21 protein-coding genes and 1 tRNA gene are annotated in these 25,037 nt (G+C 46.0%); 11 read left to right on the forward strand and 11 right to left on the reverse strand.

Annotation, left to right across the window (positions count from 1 at the left end):
• Positions 1 to 297: 297 nt before the first annotated feature.
• Positions 298 to 1,428, forward strand: coding sequence for a flagellin (locus VEJY3_RS01845; RefSeq protein ID WP_014230750.1), 1,131 nt, complete (start codon positions 298 to 300; stop codon positions 1,426 to 1,428).
• A gap of 239 nt (positions 1,429 to 1,667) precedes the next feature.
• On the opposite strand, the gene VEJY3_RS01850 is transcribed toward VEJY3_RS01845, so the two are convergent.
• The 5 genes from VEJY3_RS01850 to rpsU form a co-directional block, all read right to left on the reverse strand.
• Positions 1,668 to 1,743, reverse strand: a tRNA-Ile gene (locus VEJY3_RS01850).
• 152 nt (positions 1,744 to 1,895) lie between these two features.
• Positions 1,896 to 3,767 (reverse strand): RNA polymerase sigma factor RpoD, encoded by a 1,872-nt coding sequence (rpoD, locus tag VEJY3_RS01855; RefSeq protein WP_014230751.1) that lies wholly within the window; start codon positions 3,765 to 3,767, stop codon positions 1,896 to 1,898.
• A gap of 99 nt (positions 3,768 to 3,866) precedes the next feature.
• On the reverse strand, positions 3,867 to 5,624 hold the full coding sequence (gene dnaG, locus VEJY3_RS01860) for a DNA primase (RefSeq protein ID WP_014230752.1): 1,758 nt from the start codon (positions 5,622 to 5,624) through the stop codon (positions 3,867 to 3,869).
• Between the two features lie 143 nt (positions 5,625 to 5,767).
• Positions 5,768 to 6,211 (reverse strand): GatB/YqeY domain-containing protein, encoded by a 444-nt coding sequence (locus tag VEJY3_RS01865; RefSeq protein ID WP_014230753.1) that lies wholly within the window; start codon positions 6,209 to 6,211, stop codon positions 5,768 to 5,770.
• 28 nt (positions 6,212 to 6,239) lie between these two features.
• On the reverse strand, positions 6,240 to 6,455 hold the full coding sequence (rpsU, locus tag VEJY3_RS01870) for a 30S ribosomal protein S21 (RefSeq protein WP_001145625.1): 216 nt from the start codon (positions 6,453 to 6,455) through the stop codon (positions 6,240 to 6,242).
• A gap of 229 nt (positions 6,456 to 6,684) precedes the next feature.
• Between rpsU and tsaD the strand changes: the two genes are divergently transcribed.
• Both tsaD and VEJY3_RS01880 read left to right on the forward strand, forming a co-directional pair.
• Positions 6,685 to 7,701: a tRNA (adenosine(37)-N6)-threonylcarbamoyltransferase complex transferase subunit TsaD gene (gene tsaD, locus VEJY3_RS01875; protein ID WP_014230754.1), complete on the forward strand. Its 1,017-nt coding sequence runs from the start codon at positions 6,685 to 6,687 to the stop codon at positions 7,699 to 7,701.
• A gap of 415 nt (positions 7,702 to 8,116) precedes the next feature.
• On the forward strand, positions 8,117 to 8,932 hold the full coding sequence (locus tag VEJY3_RS01880; protein ID WP_014230755.1) for an alpha/beta fold hydrolase: 816 nt from the start codon (positions 8,117 to 8,119) through the stop codon (positions 8,930 to 8,932).
• A 25-nt stretch (positions 8,933 to 8,957) separates the two neighbouring features.
• Here the strand turns inward: VEJY3_RS01880 and plsY are convergent, their stop codons facing one another.
• On the reverse strand, positions 8,958 to 9,569 hold the full coding sequence (gene plsY / locus VEJY3_RS01885) for a glycerol-3-phosphate 1-O-acyltransferase PlsY (RefSeq protein ID WP_014230756.1): 612 nt from the start codon (positions 9,567 to 9,569) through the stop codon (positions 8,958 to 8,960).
• A gap of 251 nt (positions 9,570 to 9,820) precedes the next feature.
• Here plsY and folB point away from each other — a divergent pair, with 251 nt between their 5' ends.
• The 3 genes from folB to VEJY3_RS01900 are packed head-to-tail and all read left to right on the forward strand — an operon-like array spanning position 9,821 to position 11,478.
• Positions 9,821 to 10,180, forward strand: coding sequence for a bifunctional dihydroneopterin aldolase/7,8-dihydroneopterin epimerase (gene folB, locus VEJY3_RS01890; RefSeq protein ID WP_014230757.1), 360 nt, complete (start codon positions 9,821 to 9,823; stop codon positions 10,178 to 10,180).
• A complete protein-coding gene (gene folK / locus VEJY3_RS01895) occupies positions 10,177 to 10,659 on the forward strand; it encodes a 2-amino-4-hydroxy-6-hydroxymethyldihydropteridine diphosphokinase (protein ID WP_014230758.1) in 483 nt (160 codons plus the stop codon). Before folB ends, folK begins: the two co-directional genes overlap by 4 nt.
• Positions 10,660 to 10,674: 15 nt before the next feature.
• Complete coding sequence (locus VEJY3_RS01900; RefSeq protein WP_014230759.1) at positions 10,675 to 11,478, forward strand: undecaprenyl-diphosphate phosphatase; 804 nt, start codon at positions 10,675 to 10,677, stop codon at positions 11,476 to 11,478.
• Between the two features lie 54 nt (positions 11,479 to 11,532).
• Here the strand turns inward: VEJY3_RS01900 and VEJY3_RS01905 are convergent, their stop codons facing one another.
• Positions 11,533 to 12,753, reverse strand: coding sequence for a multifunctional CCA addition/repair protein (locus VEJY3_RS01905; protein ID WP_014230760.1), 1,221 nt, complete (start codon positions 12,751 to 12,753; stop codon positions 11,533 to 11,535).
• 136 nt (positions 12,754 to 12,889) lie between these two features.
• Between VEJY3_RS01905 and VEJY3_RS01910 the strand changes: the two genes are divergently transcribed.
• A complete protein-coding gene (locus VEJY3_RS01910; protein ID WP_014230761.1) occupies positions 12,890 to 14,539 on the forward strand; it encodes an ExeA family protein in 1,650 nt (549 codons plus the stop codon).
• On the forward strand, positions 14,539 to 15,210 hold the full coding sequence (locus VEJY3_RS01915; protein WP_014230762.1) for a general secretion pathway protein GspB: 672 nt from the start codon (positions 14,539 to 14,541) through the stop codon (positions 15,208 to 15,210). The genes VEJY3_RS01910 and VEJY3_RS01915 overlap by 1 nt, the downstream gene beginning before the upstream one ends.
• A gap of 65 nt (positions 15,211 to 15,275) precedes the next feature.
• Here VEJY3_RS01915 and VEJY3_RS01920 read toward each other — a convergent pair whose 3' ends face one another.
• The 3 genes from VEJY3_RS01920 to VEJY3_RS01930 all read right to left on the reverse strand — a co-directional run bounded on the left by VEJY3_RS01920 (position 15,276) and on the right by VEJY3_RS01930 (position 18,140).
• The gene (locus VEJY3_RS01920) at positions 15,276 to 15,887 is read right to left on the reverse strand and encodes a TIGR04211 family SH3 domain-containing protein (protein ID WP_014230763.1); all 612 of its coding nucleotides are present in this window, start codon (positions 15,885 to 15,887) and stop codon (positions 15,276 to 15,278) included.
• Positions 15,888 to 16,069: 182 nt separating this feature from the next.
• The gene (locus VEJY3_RS01925) at positions 16,070 to 17,329 is read right to left on the reverse strand and encodes an inorganic phosphate transporter (RefSeq protein ID WP_014230764.1); all 1,260 of its coding nucleotides are present in this window, start codon (positions 17,327 to 17,329) and stop codon (positions 16,070 to 16,072) included.
• A 130-nt stretch (positions 17,330 to 17,459) separates the two neighbouring features.
• Positions 17,460 to 18,140, reverse strand: a complete 681-nt coding sequence (locus VEJY3_RS01930; RefSeq protein ID WP_014230765.1) for a TIGR00153 family protein — start codon at positions 18,138 to 18,140, stop codon at positions 17,460 to 17,462.
• A gap of 212 nt (positions 18,141 to 18,352) precedes the next feature.
• On the opposite strand from VEJY3_RS01930, the gene VEJY3_RS01935 reads away from it, so the two are divergent.
• On the forward strand, positions 18,353 to 19,885 hold the full coding sequence (locus VEJY3_RS01935; RefSeq protein WP_014230766.1) for an inorganic triphosphatase: 1,533 nt from the start codon (positions 18,353 to 18,355) through the stop codon (positions 19,883 to 19,885).
• Positions 19,886 to 19,932: 47 nt separating this feature from the next.
• Here the strand turns inward: VEJY3_RS01935 and VEJY3_RS01940 are convergent, their stop codons facing one another.
• Entirely contained in the window at positions 19,933 to 20,706 is a 774-nt protein-coding gene (locus tag VEJY3_RS01940) for an ion transporter (RefSeq protein ID WP_014230767.1), read from the reverse strand.
• Positions 20,707 to 20,773: 67 nt separating this feature from the next.
• Here VEJY3_RS01940 and VEJY3_RS01945 point away from each other — a divergent pair, with 67 nt between their 5' ends.
• Both VEJY3_RS01945 and glnE read left to right on the forward strand, forming a co-directional pair.
• Positions 20,774 to 22,030, forward strand: coding sequence for a methyl-accepting chemotaxis protein (locus tag VEJY3_RS01945; protein WP_014230768.1), 1,257 nt, complete (start codon positions 20,774 to 20,776; stop codon positions 22,028 to 22,030).
• A gap of 110 nt (positions 22,031 to 22,140) precedes the next feature.
• On the forward strand, positions 22,141 to 24,984 hold the full coding sequence (gene glnE / locus VEJY3_RS01950) for a bifunctional [glutamate--ammonia ligase]-adenylyl-L-tyrosine phosphorylase/[glutamate--ammonia-ligase] adenylyltransferase (RefSeq protein WP_014230769.1): 2,844 nt from the start codon (positions 22,141 to 22,143) through the stop codon (positions 24,982 to 24,984).
• Positions 24,985 to 25,037: the final 53 nt, after the last annotated feature.

A 25,037-nucleotide genomic window follows, 5' to 3' on the forward strand; every position in this document is an offset into this window, starting at 1 on the left:
TTTTGGACGTCTATACGGCTAATCTATCATAATTATAAAACCCGTCAATGTTTGATCGCTCGGTCACCTACTAATGTCTCCCATCAGTGAGAATTTTGCTTCTGCTAACGTATCCCTTACCAGTTGCCTCTCTGTCTTTAAAGGTTGGTTAATCATTTATGCGACGAATGTAATAAAGTTAAATTATTCAACTAATTATGCATAAAGTCACTAAAGTGCAGATGGTTTTGGTCGATATTTAAAATGAGACTTTAGTTCCATAATTTCAAGCAGTAATAATGGAAAGGAGGGCCATGCGTGACATTGAGCCTACACAACAACACCGCTGCGTTAGCAACACGACGTCACGTTGCTGATGCATCTGAAGATTTTAACTCTTCAATACTTAAACTTTCTTCGGGAAAAAAGATAAACAGTGCTAAAGATGATGCGGCTGGTTTACAAATTTCGAATCGATTACATGTACAAACTCGAGGGTTAGATGTAGCAGCTAAGAATGTTAATGACGGAGTAGCCATAGTTCAGACTGCAGAAGGATCTATGAGAGAAATATCTTATATTCTACAAGATATGAGAGACCAATCCTTACAAGCAGCCAACGGAGCATACTCCATAGCAGATCGGCAAGCTATTCAAAAAAATGTCCAAGCTTTAAAGGATGAGCTTCATAGTATCGCGAGTTCAGCCAACTTTGCTGGCATTAACTTGCTCGATGGCACATATGGTAAGAAAGCCCTTCAAGTGGGTTCCAATAATGAAACGATTCTCCTTGAGCTAAAGGATATGCGCTCTAGCGCTTCATCGATGGGTGGAAAGATATTTGTTGCACAAGAAGCCAAAGGTGCAGACTGGGTTGTCGGGGAAGATGGCCACAAGCTCAGCATTGATTTCATCGACAAATCTGGGAACGATGTGAGCCTTAACATCGAAGCTAAAATTGGAGATGATATTGAAGAGCTTGCAACTTATATCAACGGACAGCAAGAGTTTATTACAGCATCGGTATCGGGTAGTGGTGAACTGCAAATGTTTGTTGGTTCTGATATTGCAGAAGATGAGGTTTGTTTTTCTGGATGTCTGGCTAAAGAGTTGAACTTCGACAATGGCCGTAAGTCGATTGTTGAGAACATCGATGTAACCAGTACAGGAGGAGCCCACGAAGCGGTCGCTGTCATTGATTCTGCATTGAATTATGTGGATGGACATCAAGCAGATATGGGAGCACTTCATAATCGATTTGATCGCATGCTCTCTAATTTAACTAATATGCATGAAAATATTAGTGCTTCGAAAGGAAATCGTACTGATACAGATTTCGCAAAAGAAACAACTGAAATGACTCGAGCTAAAATTCTTCAACAATCTTCATCATCTATGTTAGCTCAAGCCAGAGTAATTCCTAATGCAGCTTTGAACCTGCTGAATTAATAGTGTGTGACTTGATATCTGTATCTCAATGGCTGCTCATGTGTTTGTAATACACATGGGTATCTATTGATGAGAAAACTTAGAATACCAATACTAAGCAACGAATTAGTTGTTCTTGTGCGATTTTATGCTTACTAAACGGCTGGTATTGGTATACGACGGGCGTGGTACTTACCTGGCAAAGTTCACAACCAGAAAAGACAAAGGCCCGTAGATTTCTCTACGGGCCTTCTGGAATATGGTGGCCCCTCGCAGACTTGAACTGCGGACCAATCGATTATGAGTCGACTGCTCTAACCACTGAGCTAAGGGGCCTGATAGGTCAACGATTATAGGGGAAGCGCTGCGAGGTGTCTAGATACCAACATGGCTAATTGCGCTTAGTTTTTATCCACTTAGCACAGTGGATAATAAAAAAGGTGACCTAGAGTCACCTTTTTCGATTTTTAAAGCGTATTAGCGCCTGATTACTCGTCCAGGAAGCTGCGCAGTGTTTCTGAGCGGCTTGGGTGACGAAGTTTACGTAGTGCTTTTGCTTCGATCTGACGAATACGTTCACGAGTAACGTCGAACTGTTTACCAACCTCTTCTAGAGTGTGGTCGGTGTTCATGTCGATACCAAAACGCATACGAAGTACTTTTGCTTCACGTGGCGTTAGACCTGCAAGCACGTCTTTTGTCGCGCCTTTCAAGCTTGTCGCTGTTGCAGAATCCAATGGTAGTTCAAGCGTCGTATCTTCGATGAAATCACCTAGATGCGAATCTTCGTCGTCACCGATTGGTGTCTCCATTGAAATTGGCTCTTTAGCGATTTTCAGAACTTTACGAATCTTGTCTTCTGGCATCTGCATGCGTTCAGCAAGTTCTTCCGGTAGTGGCTCACGACCCATCTCTTGTAGCATTTGACGAGAGATACGGTTTAGTTTGTTGATCGTTTCGATCATGTGTACCGGAATACGAATCGTACGAGCTTGGTCTGCGATTGAACGAGTGATAGCCTGACGGATCCACCACGTTGCGTATGTCGAGAACTTGTAACCACGACGATATTCGAACTTGTCTACCGCTTTCATCAAGCCGATGTTACCTTCTTGGATTAGATCCAAGAACTGTAGACCACGGTTGGTGTATTTCTTCGCGATAGAAATTACCAGACGTAAGTTCGCTTCAACCATCTCTTTCTTAGCACGGCGAGCTTTTGCTTCACCGATAGACATACGACGGCTGATGTCTTTAACGTTTTGTACGCTCAGAGACGTCTCTTCTTCAATCATTTTTAGCTTAGTGATTGAACGACGGATCTCTTCTTCGTTACGTTTGATTTTCTCTGCGTATGGTTTGTCAGACGCTAGAATCTCATCTAACCAAGCATCACTTGATTCGTTACCAGTGAACAGAGCGATGAATGATTTCTTCGGCATTTTGCCGTATTCAACGACTGACTTCATGATCAAGCGTTCTTGAGTACGAACGCGATCCATAGACGTACGCAGCTCATTCACCAAGTGATCGAACTGTTTTGGTGTTAGACGGAATTCTTTGAACACGTCTAGCATCATTTCATTAGCAACGGTTGCTTTCGGGCTTTCGTAGCCGTATTCGTTGATCGCTAACTGCAGATTTTGGTATGTACTACGTAGCTGATTAAACTTCTCCAGAGCAAGTTCTGGATCGATACCAACATCTTCTTCAGTGTCTTCTGAATCGTCGTCGCCATCTTCGTCTTCGTCGTCATCATCAACGTCTGTGTCATCTTCATCTTCTAATTGAGATTCAGATAGCTCAGAACCGATGTGTGTTGCTGTAGGTGCAGCAGTATCTTCTGCGTCAGGGTCTACAAATCCAGAAATTAGATCCGTAAGGCGAAGCTCTTCTGCTTGAACTTTATCAAACTGTTCAAGAATGTACGGGATCGTTCCTGGGTATTCAGCAACAGATGATTGAACTTGGTTAATACCTTCTTCAATACGTTTTGCGATGTCGATTTCGCCTTCGCGAGTCAGTAGTTCTACTGTACCCATTTCACGCATGTACATACGCACTGGGTCTGTAGTACGACCAATTTCACTTTCTACGCTAGAAAGTGCAGCGGCTGCAGCTTCGGCTGCATCTTCATCGGTAATATTTGTGTCATCATTTAGTGCTAAATCATCAGCATCAGGAGCAGTTTCTACTACCTTAATGCCCATGTCATTGATCATCTGAATGATGTCTTCTACCTGTTCTGAATCTACGATTTCAGCAGGTAGGTGGTCATTTACTTCGGCGTAGGTCAGATAGCCTTGTTCCTTGCCTTTAATAACAAGTGACTTTAGCTGTGACTGCGGATTTTGATCCATAGACGGTATCCAACTTCGTAATCTGGTGAAGGAATCAGTATGCGAAATGCAAACCACTAACTATAACAAATTAAATTGATGCTGACTAATTAAACAGGGTTACGCTTTTAAATCTAGCATAAGTGCTAGCAGCTCCCTTTTCTCTTCGGCTGATAAACCGACACTTCTTGCTTTGGCCTGCAGGTTTTCAATTTGCTTTTCTACGCACTGGGCGATAATTTTGTCCAGTGAGTCTAAAAATATTTCTTCTTGATTGTCTTCATCGAGTGGAATGTCCCAGCTCGCAAGACGAGACAGAAGTGCCTCATTCTGGCTATTTCGCCAGTGCTCTAATAATTGGCCTGTGTTTATATGGGGATGCGCCTGGCATTTATCAAGTACATCTACAAATAAACTGAGGCCTGGTATGGATAAATCTCTCACTGTGGAAAGGTCCGGTACCATTTGAGCATAGCTCGGATTTTGAATAAGTAGAGCAATAACCTCACGCATTGGAGTTCGTTTGATCTCTTTGTGCGGTTGAGGTCGAGTTTCGTTTACTTTTTTACGTGATTGACGCAGGCGGTTATCAAAACCTGTACGTTCATCAAGTAGCTTTTCGAGTAGCTCCTGAAAGTATGGATCAGGAATCCTGTCTATCAAGGCACTAGCATAAGCTCTGAGTGCTGACTTACCCTCATTATTGCCCAAGTTTATTTGGTGCAATTCGATCAGGTTATCAAATAGATAGCTCGATAGTGGCGTCGCTTGTTCAATTTGCTGTTCGAAGGCCGCTTTGCCGTATTTTCGAACAAAGCTATCTGGGTCTTCTCCATCTGGTAAGAACAGGAATTTCAATGTGTTACCAGTTTTTAAGTATCGAAGCGCGTTTTCTAGAGCTCGCCAAGCGGCTTCTTTACCAGCTCGGTCTCCATCGTAGCAACACACCACCGTATTTGTTTGGCGAAACAGCATTTGAATGTGATCGCCTGTGGTCGAGGTACCTAGTGAAGCGACAGAGTAATCGACGCCGTATTGCGCTAAAGCGACAACGTCCATATAACCTTCAACCACTAAAACTTGTGGTGGCTCTCGGTATGCCTGCAGTACTTCGTAAAGGCCATAAAGCTCTTTACCCTTGTGGAAGATAGGCGTTTCCGGAGAGTTAAGGTATTTCGGTGTGCCGTCGCCCAGCACTCGGCCACCAAAACCAATCACTCGGCCGCGGCGGTCGTGAATCGGGAACATCACACGGCCACGGAATCGGTCGTAGCGGTTGCCTTTGTCGTTTTCAATCAACATGCCGCCAGACACGAGCATGTCTTGAGCGTCTTTCTGCTGGCCGAAGTTTTTACGGACTAAATCCCACTCGTCAGCCACGTAACCGATGCCAAATTTCTGCACGATTTCGCCAGATAAGCCACGGTCTTTAAGATACTCAATAGCAACTTTGTTTGCTGGTTGCTTAAGTTGATTACGATAAAACTGAGCGATGCTGCCCATTAAATCGTAAAGATTTCGTTTCTCGCTACTGCTGGCTTGTGGGCTCGATTTAAACTGGCCTCCGCCACTGCGTTGCTCACGTGGAACGTCCAGACCTAAATACGAGGCAAGCTCTTCGATGGCTTCCACAAAGTCCAGGCGTTCGAACTCCATGATGAAGTCGATGGCGTTGCCATGCGCACCACAACCAAAACAGTGATAAAACTGCTTCTCTTGGCTAACGCTGAAAGAGGGCGTTTTCTCATTGTGGAATGGGCAACAAGCGCCGTAGTTTTTACCTTTTTTCTTAAGTTTCACACGTGTGTCGACGATATCGACAATATCAAGCCGAGCTAGAAGGTCATCGATAAAACTGCGAGGGATGTGTCCAGCCATAAAACCTAACAAAAAAGAAAAATCATGATTGGTGTGAATGAGTTACTGAGAAAGTTTGCGTGCGACTTTGAGTTGCTTCATTCAGATACAAACAAGCCGTGCGTTCCAAAGGATAGCACGGCTTGCTGCAATTGGGTGGGGTATTAAGCCAATTTAGCGCGAACTAAACCGCTTACTTTACCCATATCTGCACGCCCTTGAATTTGCGGTTTCAAAACGCCCATTACTTTACCCATGTCTTGCATGCCAGCTGCACCAGATTCTGCAATTGCATTCTCGATAAGAGTCGCAACTTCATCGTCTGTCAGTGGTTGAGGCATAAAGTCCTCAAGAACCGTAATTTCTGCTTTCTCCGCATCAGCAAGATCTTGACGACCCGCTGCTTCATACTGCGTTACAGAGTCGCGACGTTGTTTAACCATCTTAGTCAATATCGCAATAATGTCGTCGTCGTTCAGAGTAATCTGTTCGTCAACTTCACGTTGCTTAATTGCTGCTAAGGCTAAACGAATAGTACCAAGGCGCAATTTGTCCTTGGCTTTCATCGCTAATTTTTGCTCTTCTTTGAGTTGTTCAATCAGAGCCATAACTAAATTCCTCTACGGAGCTCAGTTATTAGTACAGGCGAACGCGACGAGCGTTTTCGCGAGCTAGCTTCTTAGCGTGACGCTTTTGAGCTGCTGCTTTAGCGCGTTTGCGAACTGTAGTTGGTTTTTCGTAGTGCTCACGACGACGCACTTCAGAAAGGATACCTGCTTTTTCGCAAGAGCGCTTAAAACGACGTAGAGCAACGTCGAACGGTTCGTTTTCACGTACTTTAACTACTGGCATATGCCTTTCACCTCAGGGGTTATTCGTTAATGCTGGCATTCAACAGACCAAATCACAATTATTTGGTCACTTACCAGCTGATCAAAAATGGTGCGGAATTTTAATCCGATCACAACTGCTTTGTAAAGCCTTTTATCGATTATTGTCTGTACAAAATTTGTTTGCAGCACCAAGGCAAGGTAATATGACGCCCAAATTTCCTCTATATAGAAAGCATACTGAGATAACCATGCGTATTATTGGTATTGAAACCTCTTGTGACGAGACTGGCATCGCGATTTATGACGATGAAAAGGGTCTGTTGTCACACAAGCTTTACAGCCAAGTAAAACTTCACGCGGATTATGGTGGTGTGGTGCCTGAGTTGGCTTCACGTGACCATGTAAAGAAAACCATTCCTCTTATTAAAGAGGCGTTAAAAGAAGCGAACCTCACTTCAAAAGACATTGATGGTGTGGCGTACACCGCTGGCCCAGGTTTGGTTGGGGCGTTATTGGTTGGCGCAACCATTGGTCGCAGTATTGCTTACGCTTGGGGTGTGCCTGCGGTACCTGTTCATCATATGGAAGGCCACTTACTGGCGCCAATGCTGGAAGACAACCCACCACCGTTCCCGTTTGTAGCGGTATTGGTATCTGGTGGTCACTCTATGATGGTTGAAGTAAAAGGCATTGGTGAATACCAAATACTGGGTGAGTCGATTGATGATGCGGCTGGTGAAGCTTTTGATAAGACAGCGAAGTTAATGGGTCTGGATTACCCTGGTGGTCCGCTGCTTTCAAAGCTAGCTGAAAAAGGCACACCGGGGCGCTTTAAATTCCCACGTCCAATGACAGATCGTCCGGGTCTGGATATGAGCTTCTCTGGTCTGAAGACATTCACGGCGAATACTATTGCGGCGAACGGCGATGACGAACAGACTCGCGCAGATATCGCGCTGGCATTTGAAGAAGCGGTTTGTGCAACGTTGGCGATCAAGTGTAGGCGAGCACTGGATCAGACTGGTATGAAGCGTATTGTTATCGCAGGTGGTGTGAGTGCGAACCGTCGTCTACGTGCAGAGTTGGAAAAACTGGCGAAGAAAGTCGGTGGTGAAGTTTATTACCCACGTACAGAGTTTTGTACCGACAATGGCGCAATGATCGCTTATGCGGGCATGCAGCGTCTGAAAAACGGTGAAGTATCGGATATGGCAGTCGAAGCCCGTCCTCGCTGGCCAATCGATCAACTAACGCCGATTGCGTAAGCGTATTTATCTTATACCCAAATAACCTCGAGATGCTTGGTTCAGCGAGAATGACTTGGCTCTCAGACGCGGCAACGATTTGAAGATCTAGTGGTTCTAAATCAAAAATCGTTAACAAAGGCTGTGAGTCAAGACAACTCGCCCTTCGGGAGCGTGTCACTGACACAATTTCTGCGTCAAATAACTTGGAAAGAGCTTGCTATTCCGCTGCATTATTTTCCTTGAACTAGTATCAGTGACAACGCTCTGAATCCTGCATCTTGAAGTCATTTGGGTATATACAGGCCTCTATTCATAGAGGCCTTTGTTTTTGATAACAGAGCACATCAATAACAGGTGATTGTATTTTGCAATAACCTCGGGCTGCTTAGTTCATTGACAACATCGGATAGAAAAATAAGTAATGGATATAGCAATGAATAAATTTGAAATTGAAGGTCAGCAACTTGCGTACCTGGATAAAGGTGAAGGGCCAGTTTTGCTATTTGGTCACAGCTATTTGTGGGATAACCAAATGTGGGCTCCACAGGTTGAAGTTCTCAGTCAGTTTTATCGCTGTATCGTGCCGGATTTATGGGCACATGGTGAGTCTGAGGCGGCACCTGCATCAACTCGCTCTTTAGTGGACTATGCCCAGCATATGTTAGCGTTGATGGATCACCTTGAAGTGGAAGAGTTTTCTATTGTTGGTTTGTCTGTTGGTGGCATGTGGGGCGCGGAGTTAACTGCTCAAGCACCACAGCGCGTGAAGTCGCTGGTATTGATGGATACTTTTATTGGCTGGGAGCCAGAAGTCACACACAAAAAGTACTTCGCAATGCTCGATACCATCACTCAAGTTCAATCGGTACCAGAGCCGATTGTTGAAGCGGTTGCGCCGCTATTCTTTGCCAACAATGTTGAGCAAGCAAACCCAGAGCTCATCGCATCATTTAAGCAAAGCTTACAAGCACTGCAGGGTGAGCGTGCGGTTGAAGTAGCGCGAATTGGTCGAATGGTCTTCGGTCGACGTGATGTGATTGAAGATTCGGAGAAGTTTGCTTTGCCTACGTTAATTGCCGTAGGACGTGAAGATAAGCCTCGTCCCGTGTTCGAATCTTATTTGATGAATGATTGCATTACAGGCAGTCAGCTGGTTGAGATTCCAGAAGCGGGTCACATCAGTTCTCTTGAGCAGCCTGAGTTCGTCAATCAGATGTTGTTGAACTTTTTAAACAAAGTTCACTCTTAAAGTTGCATTAAACAAAAACTCGGCACTATGCCGAGTTTTTTTCTGTCAGATTCTTTTGGCCAATTTTAGGCTCTTCGCCGGACAGTAAACGCCGAATGTTCTGGTGATGTTTGAATACGATCAGGCAACACAACATCGCTACAGGTAAAGTGTACTGTGGCTTGAACATCCAGGTATAAAATGGCGTGAGCAATACAGTGACCAGCGCTGCAAGGGACGAATAGCGGAATATAACCGCAACGCAGAGCCAGGTCAGCATCACTAAAACTGTAAGGTCGAGCCCGATTGGCGCAATTGCCCCGAATGCTGTGGCAACGCCTTTTCCGCCTTTGAAATGGAAGAAAATAGGGTACATATGGCCAAGGCAGGCGGCGATTGCTATGACACCAAGGATGATCGGGTTAATCCCAAGGAAGTAGCCTCCCCACACAGGAATGGTGCCTTTGAGCATGTCACATAGCAGGACAGAGATGGCGGCACCTTTACCACCAATGCGTAATACATTGGTTGCGCCTGGGTTATTAGAGCCAACTTTGCGCGGATCTGGCAATTTTAAGAGACGACAAATCAACACCGCACTGGAAATAGAACCCAGTAAATAGGCGGCCATCGTCATTATCAGTGCCAGTGCGTCCATAGAAGTCCTTGATGGATTGGAATTTAATGCTCAGTTCCAGCGTAATTGCTATCATAGCGTGAATCTGCTGCTAGCAGAAACACTCTCTACGAAGGAGCTTGCATTATGTGAGTTCCTGTATATAAAGGTGTTTTGCAGTTTTTATACCTAAGCAACTTTATGCTGACCCGATCATAAGTTGCTTAGGTATAGAATATTACGATCAAATTACCCTCAATGGGTATCCGACCTCTGAAATAGAAGGACATAAGATGGCTCTGGATAAAGTGTTTATTGAACAATTAGAAGTGATCACCACAATTGGCGTGTACGATTGGGAACAGCAAATTAAACAAAAGCTGGTACTTGATATCGAAATGGCACACGACAATAAGCCAGCTGGCAAAAGTGATGATGTTCAAGATGCATTAGATTACTCACAAGTGAGTGAAGCGGTATTAAATCACATAGAGAACGGCCGTTTCTTGCTGGTAGAACGTGTGGCGGAAGAAATTGCAGAGTTGATCATGCAACGTTTCTCAGTGCCTTGGATTAAAATTCGCTTGGCAAAACCAGGCGCGGTTCCACAAGCTCGCGCTGTTGGCGTCGTTATTGAGCGAGGTCAGGCATGATCACCGCTTATATCGGTGTAGGTACGAACATAGACAGAGAGCAACACGCAAAGGTTGCTTACAACGAGCTGCAACAGCTTGGAGAAGATCTTCTTGTATCCCCGATATATGAATGTGAGCCAATTGGTTTCAGCAGCCAGAATTTCTACAACTTTGTGATTACTCTTCGCACTGCATTGTCATTAGAAGAGTTTAGTCATCGCCTTCGTGAGATTGAATTTAAGTGGGGGCGAGAAGAAAATGCGCAAAAGTATCAGGATCGAACACTCGATCTCGATATAGTGTTGTTCGGTGAGATTATCTCTACACAAAAGCCCGAACTGCCTCGCAGTGATATCTACAAATATCCTTTTGTCACAAAGCCTTTGTATGATCTCAACCCACATTTGGTTATTCCTGGTGATGGACGCACGGTCGCGGATATATGGTACGCGATGCAACCAGTTGATTCTCTCAAACCAGTTTCTTTTTCACTTTAAATTTGAGTTGTTTACATGAGTTATTTGGAAGCCTTTATTTTGGCTCTGATTCAGGGTCTGACGGAGTTTTTGCCGATTTCCAGCTCCGCACACTTGATCCTGCCTTCCGCTATTCTTGGTTGGGAAGACCAAGGTCTTGCATTTGATGTTGCCGTTCACGTCGGAACCTTGATGGCCGTGGTGATCTATTTCCGTTATGAAGTGATCACGTTATTTCGGGCGTTGTTTGCCTCTATCTTTAAAGGTGATCGTGGCAAAGAAGCGAAACTGGCGTGGATGATCGTACTGGCAACGATTCCGGCTTGTGTGTTTGGTTTACTGATGAAAGACATCATCGAAGTGTACCTGCGCAGTGCCTATGTGATCGCGACGACGACAATAGTGTTCGGTTTATTGCTGTGGTGGGCGGATAAACACGCCAAACAAGTGGCAAACGAATATCAGACTGGCTGGAAGAAAGCGCTATTTATTGGTATCGCTCAAGCACTCGCGATGATTCCGGGAACCTCTCGTTCTGGCGCGACAATAACAGCCGCGCTGTACCTTGGCTTTACTCGTGAGGCCGCTGCTCGTTTCTCGTTCCTGATGTCGATTCCAATCATCGCGCTTGCAGGTAGCTACCTTGGTATGAAGCTGGTTACCAGTGGCGAACCCGTGCACATTGGGTTTTTACTGACGGGCATCGTGACGTCTTTTGTGAGTGCGTACATTTGTATCCACTTCTTCCTCAAGATGATTTCACGTATGGGGATGACACCATTCGTTATTTACCGTCTGATTCTGGGTGTGGGCCTATTTGCTTTCTTACTTAGTGCCTAATCCTTATTTAATAAAACGCCCGCTCCATGTTGAGCGGGCGTTTTTGTTTGGTCGCTATTTATTAAGCGCGACTCTTACCGCTTCAATCCGTCTCTTTTCTTGTTCATCTCGAATCGCTGGCCCTTTAAATCCGTCCTGAATGATAGCCTGAACATCCACGGCTACTGCGGCTTGATAGGCTCGGGTAAAAATCTCCGCTTGAGGATAAGGCAGATCTTCTAAGCCTTTTCTACCTGCATGGTCAGCCTGACAGCAGATTAAAATGTCTTGCAGTCGATCGGCTTTACGCCATACGTCGAACTTGTTGAGAACTTTGATGATGGTTTGCGGTTTTAACTCTGCTGCTCGGTGAATATTGGAATGCTGTTCGCAGACCATTAAGGCTAAATCACGAAACTCATTGGGTACGCGAACGCGTTCACACAGTTTTTTAATCAGCTTGAGGCCTGTATGGCAGTGCATTTTGTGACTTGGCCATTCACGCTTTGGCGTCACGCCTTTACCGAGATCATGCACTTGTGCCGCAAAGCGTACTGGTAGAGAAGCGCTGAGTTTCGCGGCTTGTTCGGCGACCATTAAGGTGTGAACACCGGTGTCGATTTCAGGATGCCATTTCTCAGGTTGAGGCACCCCAAACAGGGCGTCAATTTCTGGTAGGACAACCGCCAGAGCTCCACAATCACGCAGTACGGAAAGAAAGACATCCGGTCGAGGAGAAGACAAAGATTTATGCCATTCCTGCCACACCCGTTCTGGTGTCAGTGTGTCGAGCTCCCCGGATGCAGACATATTACGCATCAGTTGCATGGTTTCGTCTGCCACCTTAAAACCCAATGGCGCGAGCTTGGCTGCAAAGCGGGCCACACGCAGGACTCGAAGCGGATCTTCGATAAACGCATCAGAGACGTGGCGCAGGAGGCGTTGGTTGAGATCGTCTTGGCCGCCGTAGGGATCGTACAGCTTTCCCTGGTCATCCATTGCCATGGCGTTGATGGTTAAGTCTCGACGAATCAAATCTTCTTCCAAGGTGACATTTTGATCGAAGAAGCACTCAAAACCGGTGTAACCCGAGCCTGATTTTCTCTCTGTTCGTGCTAGTGCATGTTCTTCTTTGGTTTTAGGGTGAAGAAACACAGGGAAATCTTTACCGACGGCGGTATACCCCTGTTCAAGCATCATTTCTGGGGTTGCACCAACCACCACCCAATCATTGTCATAGTGATCAATTCCAAGTAATTGATCCCGGACTGCACCACCTACTAAGTAAACTTGCACGAACAACCTCTTAATTTACTGATATGTCGTTGGACATTGTAGCAAGCAATGGTACTTTTCTTTACTCCCAATAGAAGATGCATCTATGTTTATTAGGAGCAGTTTCAAAGTGGGCGGGTTTTTAGCTGGAGATCCTATGTATAAGGACTTTTTTGGGTTTGTAGAGCAACCTTTTTCGATTGTTCCAAACTCTCGTTATTTGTATCTGAGTCAACGTCATAAAGAAGCGATTACGCACCTCAAAGCCGGATTGGGTGATGGGGGCGGATTTGCCATGTTGACAGGAGAAGTAGGGACGGGGAAAACCACCGTGGCGAAAGCCATGTTGGCCAACTTGGACGAGACCACCAAGGCGGGTTTGATTCTTAATCCAACGTTTTCGACTCGAGATCTTCTGGAGGCGATTTGTGATGAATTTAAAATTGTCTATCCACAAGATGCGACGTTAAAACAGTTAAACCAAGTGATTCATCAATACCTGCTGCACAACCATAATGCTGGCTGGCAAACCTTGTTGGTTATTGATGAAGCGCAGCATCTGGTCGCGGATGTGTTAGAGCAACTTCGCTTGCTGACTAATTTAGAAACAGAGACCCGAAAGCTGCTTAAAGTCCTTTTGGTGGGTCAGCCAGAGTTACAACGCTTATTACAAACCACCCAGCTACGCCAGCTAGCTCAGAGAATTACCGGTCGTTACCACCTCTTGCCTTTGGATGAAAAAGAAACCGAGGATTACATCGCGTTCCGGCTTCATACGGCGGGGGGCAATCAACAGTTATTTAATCGTAGTTCGACCAAACTGATCGCCAAGTACAGTCATGGTATTCCCAGGCTAATTAACCTCATTTGCGATAAAGCTCTTAACATGAGCTATCACCAGGGCAGCACAGTTGTAGACAAGCAGACCGTTCTGCGCGCTTGTGAAGAGGTTATGCAATTTCAGGCCGATATTTATCAGCAAGACAACAAATCTGGACAAATGGTATCTCGTCGTTCATTTAGCTGGCCAGCTTGGGGAACCGCTGCCATTGGGGTAGCTGCCGCGCTTGGAGTCGGTTGGGCGGTCATGAATCATATGCCGATGAAGCCCATTTCCCAGTTTGTCGAAGAGACCGTTGCCATCAGTGCTCCTGAGCCGGTTGAGTCAGTTGAACCTGTCGTCGTGCGCGATCAGCTAAGCAATGAGCAACGCGAGTTACTGCTTTCACAAAAACAATCGAACCTTGCCGTGAACGACCTGTATAAATTGTGGGGCTACCGAGCTTCGGTACGCGATAACCTCTGCTTATCTGAGGCACAATCGACCATGGTTTGTGAGAGGAAAATGGCGACTTGGCCGCTGTTGATGAAGCAAAATAGACCCGTGATCTTGGAGCTGAATTATCAAGGCGATATTGGTTATGTGATTCTCTACGCGGTAGGGAACGATAAAGTCGAAGTACTTAACGGTAAGCAGCGTTTACGCCTCCCTCTCTCCTGGTTAAAACCGATGTGGCAGGGAAATATTATCGAGCTGTGGCAATCGCCGCTTAAAGAAACCTTGCGGTTAGATATGGAAGGGCCTGCTATAGAAGTGTTAGACCAGCTACTTGCTGAGGCGGTCAGCGAATTACCATTAGGCACCTCCATTTTTGATTCAGAAATGAAAGAACGCGTCGAACTGTTCCAACGCTGGCAAGGCATTGGTGTTGACGGTATCGCGGGTCAGCGCACGCTAGAGCGATTACAGCAAAATGTGCAGCCTAACGCGCCAACTCTGGCAAGCATAGATAAGGAGAATGCGTAATGTCTTTAGCCAAGCATGCAAGCTTGCTGCTTTTGCCTATAGGTATTTCTGCCCTTGGCACTGCCTGGTATCTGGAAAAGCTGACTCCTAAAACTCAAGCTGCGACACCTGTGGCTGTTGCCGTAGCGGAGGTTGTACAGCCGTTTGAAGTATTGGACTATCCAGATGTTAGCCAGCTGGCGCAACTGCCAAGAGAGTGGCCGAGCGCGGAATTATCAGGTGATATGGGAAGCTACATGCCATCAGAAGAGTATGTCAGCAGCAATCAGAGCACTTCATCCCCGGTGGCACAAAATCAAGCCAGCGATGACGATTTAGACTTCACTTTGGATGATATCGATTTATCGTCACTGTCGCCGGATTTGGCAATGAAGGTGGAGAACGCACTGTCCAAGAGCGGAAGTTCAACGTCGCAGCGCTCAACGCCAGTTAACGATTTGGAGGGGAATGCCCAGCAGTGGCAGGGTCGTCTTCCAGCACTCAACTTACAAACACACATGTACGCCAGTGATTCCCAACGGCGTTGGGTGAAAATCAATAATGTGGAATATCACCAAGGTGATGTGGTGGATGGTCAGGTCACACTGAAAGAGATTCAGCCACAATCGGTGATTGTTGAGTTTCAGGGAGAACAGATCCGGATCCCCGCACTTTATGAGTGGGAAGGGTAACTTAGTCCAAATAAGCAAAAGGCCACAATCATGTGGCCTTTTTAGTATTCAATGCGAGGGAGCGATTATGCCCAACCTGCTGGAGAACGCTTTTTGCGTGGCATTAGATGAGGCAAGACCAAACCAAACAGCAGGCCAAGACCTGCAACACCACCACCGTAGGTGAAGTACTTCAGCAGCATGTCATCTTTTTGCGTATCAAGTTTAGCGCGCAGCTCACGATTTTCTGTTTCAATCGAAGTCAGTTGGTCGCTGATCTCTGAATACTTGTTCTCAAGATCAGAGATTTGTTGATTACGTGTTTCTAGTGAGGTCACAAGGCCCGCTTTTTCTGTGTCTGAAGTCTGGCGAGCATTGGCCAGTTGTTCTTTCACTTCAGCAAGCTCTTTTTCAATACGAGGTAGGCGAATTGCCATGCTTTCTTTGTTAGTGACAAATTTGCTTTGCCCCCAGCCAGTACGGCCGCGGGAGTCACGAACTTGTGTATAGCCGGTCTCTTTATTCGCGCTTAGTAGTTGTACTTGCGAACCTGCGTCGACACTACCAATAATTCGGTAAGTGTTGTTTGGACCTGAGTGCATAAAAGTGAATAGGTCATCAGAAATATAACGGTTTGCAGCTAGGGCCGTTGGCGCTGCTAGCAAAGTAAACAAAACCGTGATGATTAGTTTTTTCACAGTAAATCCCTTAACGATTTTTCTTGGATACAGCGTTGGCACCGAATTATTGGAGCCGGAATTAGACGAATAGTATGCAGTTTCAAACTTTGGTGCAACAAAGAAGGGAGGCAAAGCCTCCCTTTCTGTGCGTTTGGGTCAATAATGACAAAGCGCTTACATTCTATTGACGGATGTCTTAATTACGAAAACATTGCTTGAATGCCGTAGAAGAAGACCACTGCCAATAGTGCACCAGCTGGTAGAGTAACAATCCATGAAGCAACGATGTTACGAACCACACCTAGGTTTAGTGCTGCAATACCGCGAGCAAAACCTACACCCAGAACCGCACCAACCAGTGTTTGAGTGGTTGAAATTGGCAGACCTGTACCAGATGCCAGAACAACGGTACATGCCGTCGCTAGCTGCGCTGCAAAGCCACGGCTTGGTGTTAGTTCAGTAATACCTGTACCAACGGTTGCCATTACTTTGTGGCCCAGAGTCGCAAGGCCCACAACGATACCTATACCACCTAGTGGAAGAATCCACCATGCGATTGTGCTCTTAGATGTGATTTCACCCATGTGCTCAACAGTTGATACTACCGCTGAAAGAGGGCCAATCGCGTTTGCTACGTCGTTAGAACCGTGTGCAAATGCCATCGCACAAGCTGTGATAACCATTAGCACACTGAAGATGCCTTCAACACCTGAGAAGCTGTGGTCATCTTCGCGGTTAGCAAATTTCTTCTGAATGTAGAAGTAGCCCCCAGCCATTACAATTGCCGATACCGCAGCCGCCCACATCCAGGCTTCACCGTTGCTCAGGTGAAGACCAACGTGCTTAAGACCTTTTTTGATAGTAACCAGTGCAATCACCATTGTGGTGATAAACATGTAAACAGGCACAAAGCGTTTTGCATTAAATAGCGGATTTTCTGTATCAAAAATCAGGCGTTGTGCGCTGACAAAAATCACGTATGCAAAGAAGCCGGAGATAACTGGAGTAATGATCCAACTACCCACAATGCCCTGAACGCTGCCCCAGTCCACGGCTTCTGTACCTACAGATACGCACGCAAAACCGATGATCGCACCGATGATAGAGTGAGTGGTTGATACTGGCCAGCCCATGTAAGACGCTAGCAGTAGCCATGTGCCGGCAGCAAGTAGCGCAGACATCATACCGAAGACAAGAACGTCAGGTTGGTGAGCAAATAGAGATGTTTCGATAACACCTTTACGGATAGTGTCGGTTACTTCACCGCCTGCAAGATATGCACCCGCAAATTCAAAGATCATCGCAATGATGATAGCTTGTTTTACGGTTAGCGCTTTTGAACCTACCGATGTACCCATCGCATTGGCAACGTCGTTCGCGCCAATACCAATCGCCATCATGAAACCAAAAATCGCTGCAACAATAATCAGGACAGTGCCGTAGTTCGCAAGGATATCCATCGTAATACCTAGTTGTTTTATAACAAGCGGAACAAAATTTTACGCGCGCCAAATCGAAAGACGATGAAAACAGTCATCGTCCTTATGACACGTGTGTATTATGCTCTTCGTTATGTCGTTAACTTATGTTTTAAGATCGAGATAGCATGACTTCCAAACGAGCACCTACGCGCTGCGCTTGGTCGGCAATACCACCTACCCATTCAAGAATCTTATACAAGAACATGACATCGATAGGGTTCATGTCAGATTCAATCGCCATCAATTGTTGACGAAGTTCAATCTGCATAGCATCGGTATCATCTTCGATGACGTCTAACTGATGAATCATTTCAGCAACGAGTGTTACTTCACGGCCTTTAAAGCCTGTTTCTAATAGTTCATCAAGTTCATTAATTACCTTTTGCGCCTGATTAGCCGCGTCAAGACAACGTTGAACGTAAGCGAGGAAATTTGGCTGGAGAGCCTCAGGAATGACGAGTTGACGACCATATACACGGCCAGCAATGTCTTTCGCCAAGTTGGCAAGTTTGTCTTGTTGAGTCAGAAGCTCAAGCATGTCAGTACGGTCTACTGGCATAAACAAACCGCGAGGCAGTTTTAGACGGATTTCACGTTTCAGAACATCCGCTTCTTTCTCAAGGTGAGAAATTTGAGCACGGATCTCTGCTGCTTTTTCCCAGTCTCCCTTTGAAGAAACTTCAAAGAACTTCACCAGGTGTGAACAACATTCGTTGACACACACAACGTGGCGTTGCAAAGGCTTAATAGGGGACTTTGCAAATAACCCCATAATTGTATTTACTGGCATGGTCATTCAACCTAATAACTATAACCTAAAAAAAACATACACCATTTCTTTGGTCTTGGCGAAATGTTGAGCGATGGCTATAAAGGCGCGCATGTTAACGCATTAAATCGCTCTTTAAAACTGTTTTAGATCATCATTCGAGTGATATTTCTTTCTTGCCGTGTAAGAAAATACGCAATATCCTGTTTCTATCTGCTTTGAAAGGTATAGCTATGGAAACCGAAATAGAACTGAAGTTTTTTGTTTCTCCTGAATTTTCAGAAACTTTAAAGGAAAAAATTTCTGAGACAAAAGTACTTCAGCATAGTTGTCGTGACTTGGGTAACACCTACTTTGATACTGCCGATAAATGGTTAAGAAAGCATGACATTGGTTTAAGAATTCGCCGTTTTGATGATGTATTTGTTCAAACAGTGAAAACCGCAGGACGCGTCGTCGCTGGTTTACACCAAAGACCAGAATACAATGCTGAGCACACGAGCGATGAGCCCGATCTCACACTTCATCCTTCTGATATCTGGCCTGCTGGCAAAGATGTCGAGACCTTACAATCCGAACTCACTCCGTTATTTTCGACTAATTTCACTCGCGAGCAGTGGCTAATTGGTATGCCTGATGGCAGCCAGGTTGAAGTCGCCTTTGACCAAGGTATGGTTATCGCGAAAGGTGATGATGGAGAAGACAGACAAGAGCCGATTTGCGAAGTCGAACTAGAACTCAAATCGGGACAAACCGATGCTCTGTTTACATTGGCGCGTAGCTTTTGCGAGCAAGGTGGCATGCGTCTCGGGAATTTAAGCAAAGCGGCCAAAGGCTATCGCTTGGCAACCGGATACACGGGTGATGAGGTAAAACCGCTGGCGTTAGTCGACAGCCGCAGCACAGACACCGTGGAATATTGTCTGATCAACTCGTTAGAGCACGCGTTGTCCCACTGGCACTACCATGAGCAAATCTATTCTGAACGTGATTGTGTCGAAGCACTTCGCGAAATCAGCAATGCGCTTCGATTTATTCGTCAGACCTTAACCATATTTGGTGGCGTTGTCCCACGTCGAGCCAGTGCTATTCTGCGTCAGGAACTAAAATGGTTGGAAGAAGAGCTTACATGGTTAGACGAACATGCTCACCTTGAAGAGTTACTGGATGACAAAGGTAACGTGTTGCGTAAGCTTGATGCCCGCAAGTTCTTGGTTTCGGAGCTAACCCAGCAACTGCAAGAACTCCCAAGCCGTGAAGAAGTGCTAGAGCTATTAAGTTCAGCTCGTTACACCGGTTTATTGCTTGATCTGAGCCGTTGGATCCTTGCTCGTGGCTGGCAGCCATTTTTGGATGAAAAAGCACGAGAAAAAATGGCGAGCAACATCTTGCCATTTTCTGTCACGCAACTGGATCGCACTTGGGCTGAGCTGATGGAAGCGTTCCCCGCAGAGCGTGATTTGTCTGCGCAGGATTATGTTGACCAGCGTTATCGCTTACTTCGCAATCTCTACACCGGAATCGGATTCGCGAGCCTGTATAACAGCGACGAGCGTAATAGCTTCCGTCTTCCATGGGCGGATCTGGTTCATGGTATCGATGATTTGTTGATGCTGAATCATTTGTTGCCGCTGGTGGACATGCTGCAAGCCGATGAAAAAGAGCAGCTAGAACGATGGCTGCACCGTCAAGAGCGCTCTATCCTACACGCTATGGATCAAACCCGAGCCATCAGCGTTGAGACACAGCCTTACTGGCGAGAGTGATAGCACCTCATCAACTGCGTATTGAATACAATTAGGGCCTCCAGGCCCTATTTTTCTTTTTGGCTCTGTTGCTCTTGTTGTCGCAGTTCAAGCTCATTTATCCGATTAAGGATCGTTTCCTGCTGTTCAACGAGTTTGTTCAACATATGCTCTGTATGCTTGGTTCGATGATCTTCTTTCTTCGTTGGAGCCGTCACGATTGACGTGACCAAACCTGAGATCATGCCAAAGATCCCCACACCACAAACAATGATCACTACGGCGAGAAATTTGCCACCACTGGTTACCGGATAATGGTCCCCATATCCTACGGTAGAGATAGTGACAAACACCCACCACAAAGCGTCGGCCCCTGTCCGAATATTGGCTGCAGGATCTTTGGCTTCAATGAACAGCATCGTGCTGGAGCCCAGAGTTATTAAAATCACCATTAGTAACAGAATGGACGCAACGGTTGTTTCTCGGCGGTTCTCTTTGAGTTGATGGAGAATGAATCTAGAAGAGCGCAGTACCAGTACCATGCGCAAAATATGGAAAACTCTGGCAAAGCGTAGTGGCTCGATCATTGGGATACTGGCCACAAAATCTATCCAGTGTAGTTTGAGGAAGTTCCACCGATTTGTGGCGCGGATCAAATCAATGGTTAGTTGTAAGAGAAAAATACTACAGATTATGAAGTCGAGACCGATAAGTACTTGACGGGTTTCGCGATCGATCGAAAAAAATAACAGACCTGAGGTCACAAATAATGCCAGAAAGGACAGGACTAATGACAAAAGTCCCATTGGGCGGGTGCTGTCTTTGATATCGTTGTTTTTCATACAAATCTCGAATTAATTCGCGTAACAGAATGACAAAAACTATATAAGACTCGGTGGAGAACTGACAATGGAAAAACTGGCATTTAAGCCGTGGGAAAGAGTCATATCCGACATTCGACTGGTACCAAAGATGGTCATGTTGATGGTCTTCAGTACTATTTTGATTGTGGCAAAGCAACTTTGGGATGCCAACACGTTTTACGATTCATTGTTGGCTGCGACGCAGAATACGGATATTGCTCAGCAGCATTATGAGGCCTACCTGACTCAGGTTGTTTGGCAGACAGCGCTGCTCATCATTGTCTTTGTTGTTTTGTTGTTAGCCGCAGCACGTGTCATGTTACGTCAAACTCAATACCTGAATGATGCGATAAAACTGATGGCGAGCAAAAACTTATCGGTACCATTTGGTATGGATTGTAAGGATGAATACGGAGACGTGGCACGCGAGCTGGAAAAAACACGTCGCCAATTGCATGACGTAATCCAAATGCAAATCAACGCCTCAGATGAGCTCTCTGCGCTGACTGAAGTGATGACAATAAGCATGTCAGAAACCAAAGAGTCGGCTCAGGAAGAGTTCAATGAAATAGACCAGCTTGCGACCGCCATGAGTGAAATGTCTTCTACGGTTCAAACGGTGGCAGAACATGCCCAGCAGGCATCGATTCTCACCGAACAGGCGTCGTCTCAAGCGGTTTCTGGTCAACAATTCTTACAGAGCACTGTCGCTAAGATGAGTGAACTTTCTAAGGACATTGCCTCTTCTGCTCAGGCTGTTAATCAGGTGGAAGAACGCGTGGAAGCGATTGGCAGTGTTGTAGGAACCATTCAGGGCATTTCTGAACAGACCAACCTATTGGCACTTAACGCTGCGATTGAAGCCGCACGAGCGGGTGAAGCGGGACGCGGTTTTGCGGTAGTCGCAGATGAAGTTCGCAACTTAGCACAGCGCACGCAGCAGGCGACGATAGAGATTCAGGAAATGATTACTCACCTGCAAACCAGCGCAGAATCAGCCGTTGAACTGATGGAGAAAAGCGTGGTTGAGGCCGCGGAGGGGAATGAACTGGTCTCAAATGCTGGCACAGAGTTGGATGGCATCGTCACTCAAGTTACTCAAATTAACGATATGAACTTCCAAATCGCCACGGCTTCTGGTCAGCAAAGCAGTGTCGCAGAGGAAATGAGCCAAAACCTGACTAACGTAAGAGAGCTGGTTGAAGCATCTGTGATTGTGGTGACCGAGTTACTGGAAACGTCTGAAACCATGCAAAATAACGCTGGAGAATTAGACAAGAAAATCAAGTCTTTCAGTGTTTAATGCATATAGCTTTTGATAATACGCCCACAAACCTTTTGTGGGCGTTTTTATTTGCTGCAACTCTGGTATAACTTAAAGCTCATTCATCGTGCTTTTCACAAGGAAGAAAAATGCAGCTGCCTTCGTCTTTGATTTCTGTCGCTGAATCTGCCGTTCAAAATGCTCAGCAAGCTGGCTACTTTCAATTGTGGCCAAGTGAAATCGCAGAGCAATTTTACTATGTATCTGGCCTGAGCCAGTTCATAACCGAAACTATTCATCGAGATGAAAAGCTCGCTCAGGACTTGCCTGAGATGGTGGCGGAAGCGAGCCGACAAGCGTCTTACCGAACAAGACTCGCGGAGTTATTGGCAGATTGTCAGGATGAAGTGTCAGGCCATCGTGTATTACGTCAGTTCCGTAATCGTGAGATGGTTTATATTGCGTGGAAAGATTTCCTTCATGCCTGGACACTAGAAGAGTCACTGAGTCACCTTTCTCAACTGGCAGAGGCGCTGATCTTCGAAACTTACCAATGGCAATATCAGGCTTGTTGTAAAGAGTGGGGGACACCAACCAATGCTGAAGGTGAAGCTCAACCGATGCTAGTCATTGGTATGGGTAAGCTTGGTGGTGGCGAGCTGAACTTCTCTTCCGATATTGATCTTATTTTTACCTATCCAGATAACGGTGAAACTCAGGGTGCGCGCCGCATCATTTCCAATGCGCAATTCTTTACCCGCCTTGGCCAGCGCATTATTAAAGCATTAGACCAGCAAACCTTTGATGGCTTCTGCTACCGCGTTGACATGCGTTTACGTCCATTTGGTGAAAGTGGTCCCTTGGTGATGAGCTATGCGGCGCTGGAAGACTATTATCAGGAACAAGGCCGCGACTGGGAACGCTATGCAATGGTTAAAGCTCGTGTGATGGGATGCGAAATGTACCCACAGTATCAGGAGCTGCGTAAGATGTTGCGTCCATTTGTGTTCCGACGTTATATCGACTTCAGTGCGATTCAGTCCTTACGCCGTATGAAGTCGATGATAAGCAGCGAAGTGCGTCGTCGTGGGCTGAATAACAACATCAAGCTGGGGGCGGGCGGTATTCGTGAAATTGAATTTATCGCTCAGGTATTTCAGCTTATCCGAGGCGGACGCGAGCCTTCTCTGCGTAATCGAGGCTTGTTGGAAACCCTGCGAGGGATTGAAGAGCTTGCCTTGCTAACACCACAAGACGTACAAAGTCTGGAAGCTGCGTATAAGTATTTGCGTCAACTAGAGAACTTACTGCAAGCCATGGCGGACAAGCAGACGCAGACACTGCCAGACTGCGAGATTGAGCGCATGAAACTGGCGACTGCAATGCGATTTGACTCCTGGGATGAGTTGATCACTCAGACTCAGCTGCACATGGGCAAGGTTCATCAGGTATTCGATTCTTTGATTGGCGATGACGAAGAAGATGAAGGCAGTAATGTTGCGCGCCATTTCCATGAGCTATGGGATATGGCTAAAAAGCAAGATGTACTAGAGCATATCCTACAACAAGATATTCAGGTGGAAGATTTTTCCTCCTGCGCAAAAACCATTATCGATTTCAAGCAAGACATTGCCAAGAAAACACTGGGTCCACGCGGTCGAGAAGTGCTCAACAGACTGATGCCTAAAGTCTTCGATGCGGTTTTCGCGCATCCAGACGCCCAATTTGGTTTACCTAGAGTGTTGCACTTGCTGCACAAAATCTGTACCCGAACCACGTACTTAGAGTTATTGGATGAACACCCGGCTGCTCTGGTGCAACTAGTGAGGTTGTGTACGGCAAGTCCGATGATTTCGGAGCAGTTATCGCGTTATCCAATCCTGCTTGATGAACTGATTGATCCGCAGCAACTGTATAATCCGATTCCTTTAGACAGTTACCGAACTGAGCTGCGTGATTTTCTGGCGCGAATTCCAGAAGATGACATGGAACAGCAGATGGAAGCACTGCGTCAATTCAAGCAAATTTGTATTCTGCGTATTGCAGCGGCAGACATTGCTGGTGCTTTGCCTGTCATGAAAGTGAGTGACCACTTAACTTATCTGGCAGAAGCCATCGTGGAAGCGGTTGTCAGTCAGGCCTGGTTGCAGGTGTCAGAAAAGTACGGTGAGCCTACCCATGTTAAAGATCGTGAAGGCCGAGGGTTTGCGGTTATTGGCTATGGAAAAGTTGGCGGCTGGGAGTTGGGTTACAACTCTGATTTGGACATCGTATTTATGCATGACTGTCCGGTCAGCGTATACACTGATGGTAAGAAAGAAATCGATGGTCGCCAGTTCTATCTTCGTTTAGCACAGCGCATTATCCATATTTTCTCAACCCGCACCGCATCAGGGATTCTGTACGAAGTGGACACTCGCTTACGTCCGTCTGGAGCCTCGGGTTTACTGGTGAGTCCTACTGACGCATTTGACGAATATCAGCATCAGGAAGCCTGGACATGGGAACACCAAGCTTTGGTTCGTGCCCGAATGATCTATGGAGACGAACCTTTGGCTATCGCTTTCCATAACACTCGACATGATGTGCTGTGTAAATCGCGCGACCAAGCGACACTCAAAAAAGAAGTCGTCGAGATGCGTGAGAAAATGCGCGATCATCTCGGTGGAAAGAAAACCGGACGTTTTATGCTTAAACAAGATGTTGGCGGCATCACCGACATTGAGTTCCTTGCTCAGTATCTGGTGCTCAACTACAGCCATGATAAACCTAAACTTACGCGTTGGTGCGATAACGTACGAATTTTTGAAACGCTAATTGCACAACAGGTGATGGACGAAGACCAAGCGATGCAGCTGATAAACGCCTATACCTCCATGCGTAATGAGATACACCATAGAAACTTACTCAATCTGGACGCTGATGTTGCCGAGAATAAATTTGTTGCGGAAAGAGAGTGGGTGAAACAGGCATGGAATCAGTGGTTCAGTTAAGGCGAGTTATTTAGCCACGCCAAGCGCTGTGGTAAACTCTGCACGATTTAATT

Origin of the sequence: Vibrio sp. EJY3 (genome assembly GCF_000241385.1) — a bacterium.
Lineage (GTDB): Bacteria > Pseudomonadota > Gammaproteobacteria > Enterobacterales > Vibrionaceae > Vibrio > Vibrio natriegens.

Bases quoted from the DNA above. Each gene is read 5' to 3' on its own strand.
- VEJY3_RS01925 (WP_014230764.1), bottom strand. From the start codon at position 17,329: ATGGATATCCTTGCGAACTACGGCACTGTCCTGATTATTGTTGCAGCG.
- VEJY3_RS01930 (WP_014230765.1), bottom strand. From the start codon at position 18,140: ATGCCAGTAAATACAATTATGGGGTTATTTGCAAAGTCCCCTATTAAG.
- folK (WP_014230758.1), top strand. From the start codon at position 10,177: ATGATCACCGCTTATATCGGTGTAGGTACGAACATAGACAGAGAGCAA.
- tsaD (WP_014230754.1), top strand. From the start codon at position 6,685: ATGCGTATTATTGGTATTGAAACCTCTTGTGACGAGACTGGCATCGCG.
- rpsU (WP_001145625.1), bottom strand. From the start codon at position 6,455: ATGCCAGTAGTTAAAGTACGTGAAAACGAACCGTTCGACGTTGCTCTA.
- folB (WP_014230757.1), top strand. From the start codon at position 9,821: ATGGCTCTGGATAAAGTGTTTATTGAACAATTAGAAGTGATCACCACA.
- rpoD (WP_014230751.1), bottom strand. From the start codon at position 3,767: ATGGATCAAAATCCGCAGTCACAGCTAAAGTCACTTGTTATTAAAGGC.
- plsY (WP_014230756.1), bottom strand. From the start codon at position 9,569: ATGGACGCACTGGCACTGATAATGACGATGGCCGCCTATTTACTGGGT.
- VEJY3_RS01900 (WP_014230759.1), top strand. From the start codon at position 10,675: ATGAGTTATTTGGAAGCCTTTATTTTGGCTCTGATTCAGGGTCTGACG.
- VEJY3_RS01915 (WP_014230762.1), top strand. From the start codon at position 14,539: ATGTCTTTAGCCAAGCATGCAAGCTTGCTGCTTTTGCCTATAGGTATT.
- VEJY3_RS01865 (WP_014230753.1), bottom strand. From the start codon at position 6,211: ATGGCTCTGATTGAACAACTCAAAGAAGAGCAAAAATTAGCGATGAAA.
- VEJY3_RS01940 (WP_014230767.1), bottom strand. From the start codon at position 20,706: ATGAAAAACAACGATATCAAAGACAGCACCCGCCCAATGGGACTTTTG.
- glnE (WP_014230769.1), top strand. From the start codon at position 22,141: ATGCAGCTGCCTTCGTCTTTGATTTCTGTCGCTGAATCTGCCGTTCAA.
- VEJY3_RS01880 (WP_014230755.1), top strand. From the start codon at position 8,117: ATGAATAAATTTGAAATTGAAGGTCAGCAACTTGCGTACCTGGATAAA.
- VEJY3_RS01910 (WP_014230761.1), top strand. From the start codon at position 12,890: ATGTATAAGGACTTTTTTGGGTTTGTAGAGCAACCTTTTTCGATTGTT.
- VEJY3_RS01935 (WP_014230766.1), top strand. From the start codon at position 18,353: ATGGAAACCGAAATAGAACTGAAGTTTTTTGTTTCTCCTGAATTTTCA.
- dnaG (WP_014230752.1), bottom strand. From the start codon at position 5,624: ATGGCTGGACACATCCCTCGCAGTTTTATCGATGACCTTCTAGCTCGG.
- VEJY3_RS01945 (WP_014230768.1), top strand. From the start codon at position 20,774: ATGGAAAAACTGGCATTTAAGCCGTGGGAAAGAGTCATATCCGACATT.